This window comes from Hydrobacter penzbergensis (assembly GCF_900106985.1).
Classification (GTDB): Bacteria; Bacteroidota; Bacteroidia; order Chitinophagales; family Chitinophagaceae; genus Sediminibacterium; species Sediminibacterium magnilacihabitans.
In genome coordinates this window covers 1-3,992 of sequence record NZ_FNNO01000031.1, presented here as the reverse complement: position 1 = coordinate 3,992, position 3,992 = coordinate 1, and the positions used below count along the sequence as shown (strand labels likewise).

General features: G+C 42.6%; 5 protein-coding genes. 4 read left to right on the top strand and 1 reads right to left on the bottom strand.

What is annotated here, in order from left to right; all coding sequences use genetic code 11:
* A partial coding sequence (locus tag BLU98_RS17410; protein WP_257575102.1) for an RHS repeat-associated core domain-containing protein occupies positions 1-1,155 on the top strand: 1,155 nt, incomplete at its 5' end.
* 16 nt (positions 1,156-1,171) lie between these two features.
* Complete coding sequence (locus BLU98_RS17405) at positions 1,172-1,585, top strand: hypothetical protein (RefSeq protein ID WP_092727075.1); 414 nt, start codon at positions 1,172-1,174, stop codon at positions 1,583-1,585.
* Positions 1,586-1,633: 48 nt separating this feature from the next.
* Here the strand turns inward: BLU98_RS17405 and BLU98_RS17400 are convergent, their stop codons facing one another.
* On the bottom strand, positions 1,634-1,969 hold the full coding sequence (locus tag BLU98_RS17400) for a helix-turn-helix domain-containing protein (RefSeq protein ID WP_092727074.1): 336 nt from the start codon (positions 1,967-1,969) through the stop codon (positions 1,634-1,636).
* Positions 1,970-2,114: 145 nt separating this feature from the next.
* Between BLU98_RS17400 and BLU98_RS17395 the strand changes: the two genes are divergently transcribed.
* Together BLU98_RS17395 and BLU98_RS17390 are read left to right on the top strand one after the other, a co-directional pair.
* A complete protein-coding gene (locus tag BLU98_RS17395; protein WP_092727073.1) occupies positions 2,115-2,339 on the top strand; it encodes a SymE family type I addiction module toxin in 225 nt (74 codons plus the stop codon).
* Positions 2,320-3,992, top strand: a 1,673-nt coding sequence (locus BLU98_RS17390; RefSeq protein ID WP_257575101.1) for a CHC2 zinc finger domain-containing protein, incomplete at its 3' end; no start/stop codon positions are given. The genes BLU98_RS17395 and BLU98_RS17390, both read left to right, overlap by 20 nt.

Below are 3,992 nucleotides of genomic sequence, written 5' to 3'. Positions count from 1 at the left end.
AGTGATGCGAATGTAGTATATACACATCCGCCACAAAGTGTAGGCATCGCCAAGAATGGGTACCTTTATGTGTATTGTTCAAATGAGAGTAACATAGATGTGTTCTTTGATAACCTACAAGTGACGCATAATAGAGGACCTTTACTCGAGGAAAGTCACTATTATCCGTTTGGCGGTTTGCTCGCGGGTATCAGTAGCCGTTCGGCGGGGAAACTGGAAAATAAGAGAAGGTTCAATTATAGTTCAGAGTTAGAGAATAAAGAATTTAGTGATGGTAGTGGGTTGGAATGGTACGCAACTGATTTTAGAAAGTACGATCCACAAATAGGCCACTTTCATCAAATAGATCCTCTTTCTGAATATTCATTTAATCAAAGTCCCTATTCATTTGTACAAAATAATCCGATCACGTTTGTTGATCCGCAAGGATTAGATACTGTTAGGGTAGAAGGAGAAGGTTCTCATAAGGTTAAAGTTGGTAAAGGAGATGTTCTTGCTGTCAAGCTTGGAGAAACAACATCGTATTATACCTATGATCCCAGTAACAAAGATGCGGTCAATGGTTTTGTTGCTAATGGCGCAGACGGAGGAAGTATACCTGAGGTTACAGTAACTACAAAAGCTAAAGAAAACTCATCCACTTCTTCCGGGGGAGATTATTCTTGGTATGACTGGGGTAGTAGAGCTAACTGGGGATTAGGCGCAAGTGGTGCTGGCATGGCAGAAATGACAAGTTCATTTAGAGTGACTAATGGAGCTGCGAACGGTAGTAGATTCAGCCCTAAATATTATCCTAGTGGTTGGTCAGGTGGAAGTAAAGCAAAAATTAAAACATTTAGTGTTGGGAAAATTGGTAATGCTCTTGGTTGGGCTACCCTTGGTATAGGTGTGATTATGGATGGTGTTGGGGTTTATAAATATTATCATTCAGGAGCAAATAATCCTAATGCAGTTCTACCAGGGAAAGCAGCTTTAAATACAGCAGTTGGTGCTTATGGGTTGTGGAATCCCGCTGTTGGAGTAACATATTTTGGTGTAGATGCCTTTTATCCTGGTGGAGCACAAGGATATCTAAATGATTATAACCGCTCATTAGATACTAAAAGTAGTTCACAGCAAGAACGTTTGTCATTACAGCTAGGTTATTGGCATTAAATTAAAATAATTATAAATGACTTTAAAGAAGGCATACTATTATCTGTTCTATAAGTTCTACCGATTGTTTGAAACATCGCCTGCTAAGTGGGCAAGCGAATGGAAAGCTTCACTTTGTATTACTATTCTTACTGGTTTTTTGATAATAACTCTTGGAGGGTATTATACAATAGGTACAAAAAGAGATGCTTTCCCTAATAATCCAATGCCAATAGCAATAACAATAATTGCGGTAGTCTACGGATTTAATTATTACGTGTTCCATCATAATGACACGTGGAGGGAGTATGTAAAAGAGTTTAATAAATGGCCAAAGAAAAAGAACAGTATAGGGAGCTTCATTACCTTGCTGGTTGTTCTTTTCGTTATTGCTAACGTAGTTTTTATGTTTTATCTGATGAGCCGAATTGATTGGACACAATATAGATGAGCAAACTTTTTGCTTACGAAGCCCTGGATTAATCCGGGGCTTTGTTGTTTAGTGGTTATAAGCTTTAGAGGTTTTAGCATCTCTGATGATGGCGTTGGCGAGGAAGAACAGTTTGTCTTTAACGGCTGGTTCGAGGTCATCGATCTCGTAAATAAGTTTGAGTGTTTTTTTATCGATGGCGGATTTTTTGCTGTTGCCGGCAAGGTAATCTAAAGAAACATCAAGGGCTTCGGCGATTTTAGCAGCCACTTCAATAGAGGGCATTACCTCGTTACGTTCATACCTGCCAATAATCTCCCTTGACACCCCGGCAGCTTTACCGAGCTCTGTCTGGTTCATATTCTTCTGCTTGCGCAGGTCTGTAATCTTATCTCCTATGTTCATATACTGCACAATTAACCATGATTTTGGACTGATACGAACAAAATTAGAGAACTATTGTGGGTAAATAAAAAGATAGTTCGCAACAACAAAAGGCATTATTGCTTACATTTGTGACAGATAGTTCACAATAAAAAATATTATCCACATGGCAGTAAAGAGTATCAGACGTGCGAAGCTGCACTACAAGTGCCGAGTAACGGGCGGCGATTGGGGCAGGCCGGGCAGGTGCCAAACGATCCCCTGGTTAAATGTATGCGGGTTGTGGCTGGAACAGGCGGGTTTTAAAGTAGGTGATCCGGTAGAGATCAGGGTAGAACACAATACGCTGACCATAAAAAACTGTTCAACCGATGGACATAACAACCATTAAAGAGCAATTACCGATGAGGGATGTGTTGCAGCATTACGGCCTGTACCCGGATAAACAGAACCGTCTGCGCTGCCCGTTCCATGATGACAGCACGCCCAGTTTACAGGTGTACTATAAAACGCAGACAGCGTATTGCTTCAGTAGTAACTGCGCCACGCACGGCAAGAGCATGGATGTGATAGATTTTATCATGCACCTGGAAAAGTGCAGTAAGCATGAAGCGATTGAAAAAGCAAAGACACTGATCGGCGGAGATAACCAGCTGCAACGCTTAACCCGTCAGGCCGTGCTGACAAAAATGTTCAGCTATTTTAAGAATGCGGTGTACAACTCTAAACCTGCACAGGAATATTTACAATCGAGGTGTATTGACTACAAGCAAACGGAAGTGGGCTACAATGCAGGTCAGTTCCATCACGGCACAAGAAAAGACGAAGCGCTGATAAAGAGTTGTATTGAACATGGCTTATTAAATGATGTGGGTAACAAAAGCCGTACGGGTGATACAGCGTATAATGTGTTTGGTAAATGGTGCATCGTGTTTGCCCTCAAAGACAGCAGTAACCATGTATCAGGCTTATATTTTAGAAGTACGTTAAACAACCAGGACCAGCGTCATTTTTATTTAAAAGACAGGGCAGGTTTATATCCTAAATACCCCGCAACTGATACAAAGAAATTAATCCTCACCGAAAGCATCATTGATGCGGCCAGCTTACTGCAAATCCCCGCTATCGCATCGCAGTACAGTGTTTTAGCGTTGTATGGTACCAATGGATTTACGCAGGAACACCAGACAGCGATCCAATCATTAACCCAATTAGAAGAGATTATATTTTGGCTCAATGCCGATCAGCCAGGTGCAGTAGCTGCCAGCAAACACGCAAGCGTATGTAAAGAACTGCTTCCACACCTGCGACTTAGCTGTGTACGCATGCCAGCTGGTGAAGACATCAACAGTATGGCGCAGGCGCATGATAATACGGGCGTCTTTATTGATTTACTGGAACAGCGGACGGCGGATTTTTCTTTTTCAATGGAAAAAGAAAATAACAATGCCAGTGAGCAACAAGAAAAAGCAAAGTTGTTTATAGAACGTGGTGCGCCAAAACACACCGTACAATCAGTACCATCAACACCAGCCGGAGAACTGGACAGTACGAACCCTTACAAGATGCGATACGAAAGGGATACAGTAAACTACTACATACAGGGTGGCCTACCGAAGACCACAGACAATATGAAGATCATGCTGGTGATAGAAGACAAAGCCAGTACACAAAAGGCAAGGAACCGCATTGATCTGTACGAGGACAAGCAGGTAGAGAAACTGTGCAAAGAGGCAGGCGAAAAACTGTCCCTGCCAGCCGCTACACTGCAGGCCGACCTGTACCGGCTCACCGATTTATTGGAGCAACTGATAGAAAAGCAGCTGCAACAGACAAAGCCGCCGGAGCAGGCACTACCGGTATTAACGGCCAAGGAAAGAGAAGCCTTGCAACAGTTTGCCAGTAAACCCAAACTGATCAAACGCTTGAATGAACTGCTCGGTAAAGCTGGTATTGTAGGAGAAGAAAGGAACCGTATTTTTTTACTGATTATTGCCATCAGCCACAAGACGGCTGACACCCTGCACGCGCTGATACAGGGCAG